General features: G+C 71.4%; 4 protein-coding genes. All 4 read right to left on the reverse strand.

Features of this window, described 5'->3' with window-relative positions; genetic code table 11:
• Positions 1-956: alanine--tRNA ligase-related protein (locus M3N57_04880; protein MDP9022032.1), on the reverse strand; the 956-nt coding region annotated here is incomplete at its 3' end.
• A 1-nt stretch (position 957) separates the two neighbouring features.
• Positions 958-1,245 carry a hypothetical protein gene (locus M3N57_04885; GenBank protein MDP9022033.1) on the reverse strand — a complete coding sequence of 96 codons (288 nt, stop codon included), beginning with the start codon at positions 1,243-1,245 and terminating at the stop codon, positions 958-960.
• A gap of 65 nt (positions 1,246-1,310) precedes the next feature.
• The gene (locus M3N57_04890; GenBank protein ID MDP9022034.1) at positions 1,311-1,676 is read right to left on the reverse strand and encodes a DUF948 domain-containing protein; all 366 of its coding nucleotides are present in this window, start codon (positions 1,674-1,676) and stop codon (positions 1,311-1,313) included.
• Positions 1,673-3,154 carry a replication-associated recombination protein A gene (locus tag M3N57_04895; GenBank protein MDP9022035.1) on the reverse strand — a complete coding sequence of 494 codons (1,482 nt, stop codon included), beginning with the start codon at positions 3,152-3,154 and terminating at the stop codon, positions 1,673-1,675. The genes M3N57_04890 and M3N57_04895 overlap by 4 nt, the downstream gene beginning before the upstream one ends.
• Positions 3,155-3,164: the final 10 nt, after the last annotated feature.

A 3,164-nucleotide genomic window follows, 5' to 3' on the forward strand; every position in this document is an offset into this window, starting at 1 on the left:
GGCAGCACCGGCGGCTCGGTGCCCAGACCGCGGGCGTGGCGGACCGCACGGCGCAGCAGCCGCCGCAGGATGTACCCGCGTCCCTCCTTGGACGGCAGCACACCGTCGGCGATCAGGAACGCTGCAGCGCGCGAGTGCTCGGCCACCACCCGCAGCGACACGTCGGACTCGGGTTCCCGTCCGTAGGCCACGCCGGTCAGTTCCTCGGCCCGAGCGATGATCGGCCGGTGGGTGTCGATGTCGTAGGCGGTGGGGACGTTCTGCTTGAGCATCGCCATCCGCTCGAGCCCGAGCCCCGTGTCGACGTTCTGCGCCGGCAGGTCTCCGATGATGTTCCCGGGGTCGTCACGCACGTACTGCATGAACACGAGGTTGTAGTACTCGAAGTACCGCTCGGGATCGGCGGCGGGGCCACCCTCGGTTCCGTACTGCGGGCCGCGGTCGTAGTACAGCTCGGAGCACGGCCCGCACGGGCCGGCGACCCCCATCGACCAGAAGTTGTCGGCCTCGCCCATCGCCTGGATGCGAGCGCGGGGCACGTCGGTCTCCGACTCCCACAGGTCGGCGGCTTCCTCGTCGTCCTCGAAGACGGTGACCCAGATCCGGTCGGGTTCCAGGCCCAGTGGACCGATCGACAGCTCCCACGCCCACCGGATCGCGTCGCGCTTGAAGTAGTCGCCGAACGAGAAGTTGCCGAGCATCTCGAACAGCGTGAAGTGCCGGCTGGTGCGGCCCACGTTCTCGATGTCGACCGTACGGGCGCACTTCTGGAAGCTGGTGGCGCGGGGCGTCTCCGGTTCCGCGTCGCCGAGGAAGTACGGCTTGAACGGCACCATGCCGGCGTTGGTGAGCAACAGCGTCGGGTCGTTGGGGATCAGCGACGCCGACTCGTACCGCCGGTGACCGCGTTCCTCGAAGAACTCCAGGAACGCCTCGCGGATCTCGAAGGCGTCCACCTCAGCGGTCCCCGGAGCGGTGCAGGGTGCGCGCCTCGTCCACCGTCAGGATGCCGTACCGGTGGCGCAGCTCAGCTTCCTTCGCCGTCGCCGCCGCAGCACCCGCAGCGATCGCGGTGCGCAGCCGGCGGCGCCAAGCGCTGGTCGCATCGCCGGCCCGCTGGGACAGGGCGCGGGGTGAGACCCGGGCGGCGGCACGATCGACGCGGCGCATGACGATCGCGCCCACCACCAACCCGATGCCGAGCCCGAAGAGGGTGAGGAAGATCACGAGCAGCAGCTTGCGCATGTCGCTCCTGGTCGGCTGTGTTCAGTCTCTACTCGCGCGCCGTGGCCTCGATCGTGGCCCCCAGGTCAGGATCGTCGCTGCGGAGACACGGCGGCGCGCCAGGCTGCGGCCACACCGGTGCCGTACGCAGCCAACTTGATCAGCGGGCCGGCGATCGTCGCCTGGATCACCGCCATGGTCGCGTCCGCGCGGTCAGTGATGCGCTGCACCCCGGCGACGACCGCGTCGACGCGGGCCAGCTCCACGTTGACCCCGCTGACCGTCTCACCGACGCCGCCGATCAGGGGCACGGTCTCGTCGGTGATGCCTCGCACCAGGTTCCCGAGCTCGCTGATCAGCCGGAACACGTTGAGGAGGACCACGCAGATCACCAGGACCGCCAGCGCGAAGAACCCGGCTGCGACGAGCGCGGCCCACTCGGTTCCGCTCACGATGCGCCGCTCCTTCCGTCGTCTGGTGCGGTCGTGTCCGCGCTCGACCGTGTCGCCTGTGACCGCCACCGTGCGACCCGGCGGGCGATCTGCGCCTCGTCGCCGTACTCGGTCGGGCGGTACAGCACCCGACCCACCAACTCGTCGGGCAGGTACTGCTGCCTGACGTGGGCGTCAGCGTAATCGTGTGGGGAGCGGTAGCCGACACCGTGACCGAGCCGACGCGCGCCACGGTAGTGCGCGTCCCGCAGGTGCGGGGGCACCGCGGCGTTCCCGGCCTCCGACACGGCAGCGTCCGCCGCGCCGAGGGCACGCTTCACCGAGTCGGACTTCGGCGCGGTGGCGAGCGCGATCGCGGCGTGGACGAGGTTGAAGCGGGCCTCGGGGAGACCGACCCGATCGAGCGCCTCGAACGCGGCGACCGACAGTCCCAAGGCGCCACGGTCGGCCAATCCCACGTCCTCGCTGGCGAAGATGACCATGCGCCGGGCGAGGAAGCGCGGATCCTCCCCGGCGTCGAGCATCCGCACCAGCCAGTACACGGCCGCGTCGGGGTCGCTGCCGCGCAGCGACTTGATGAACGCCGAGGCCTGGTCGTAGTGCTGGTCGCCGTCCTTGTCGTAGCGGAGCCGCTTGGACGCGAGCGCAGCGACCACGTCGTCGAGCGTGACCGACACCACCCCGTCAGCGGCGTCTGCGCTGGCGGCCTCAACGGCCGCCTCGAGGGTGACCAGCGCGACGCGGGCGTCACCGTCCGCCGCGGCCACCAGGTGGTGTCGGGCGTCGTCGTCGAGCGCGACCCGCCCGCCGTAGCCGCGATCGGGGTCGGTCACGGCCCGCCGCACGATCGTGGAGATGGCCTCGGCGTCGAGCGGCTCGAGGCGCACCAGCTGACAACGTGACAGCAGCGGGGCGGTCAGCTCGAAGAACGGGTTCTCGGTGGTGGCACCGACCAGCGTGAACCATCCGTGCTCCACCGCTGGGAGCAAGGCGTCCTGCTGGGCCTTGTTGAACCGGTGGATCTCGTCGAGGAACAGCACCGTCCGCCGTCCCCGACGGTTGGGCGTGGCGCCCTGCAACCCGGTACGGGACCCGTCGCTGGGCGTCGCGGCCTGCAACCGGGTTCCGGCGCGGTCGCTGGGCGTCGTGGCCTGCAACCGGGTGCGGGCGCGGTCGCTGGGCGTCGCGGCCTGCAACCGGGTGCGGGCGCGGTCGATCACCGCCCGAACGTCCTTCACGCCAGCGCTGACCGCCGACAGTTCCTCCCACGCCGCGTCGGTGGTCGCGGCGATCACGGCCGCCAGCGACGTCTTCCCGCTACCGGGCGGACCCCACAGCACGACAGAACACAGCTCGTCGCGCTCGAGGAGAGCCCGCAGCGTCGAGCCGGCACCCACCACGTGGTGCTGGCCGACGTACTCGTCGAGGGTCCGCGGGCGCATGCGGGCGGCCAGCGGCGCCGACGCAGGCGGGAGCACGGTCGCCCCG

It is taken from the genome of Actinomycetota bacterium, from assembly GCA_030776725.1.
Classification (GTDB): domain Bacteria; phylum Actinomycetota; class Nitriliruptoria; order Nitriliruptorales; family JAHWKO01; genus JAHWKW01.

Bases quoted from the DNA above. Each gene is read 5' to 3' on its own strand.
- M3N57_04885 (MDP9022033.1), bottom strand. From the start codon at position 1,245: ATGCGCAAGCTGCTGCTCGTGATCTTCCTCACCCTCTTCGGGCTCGGC.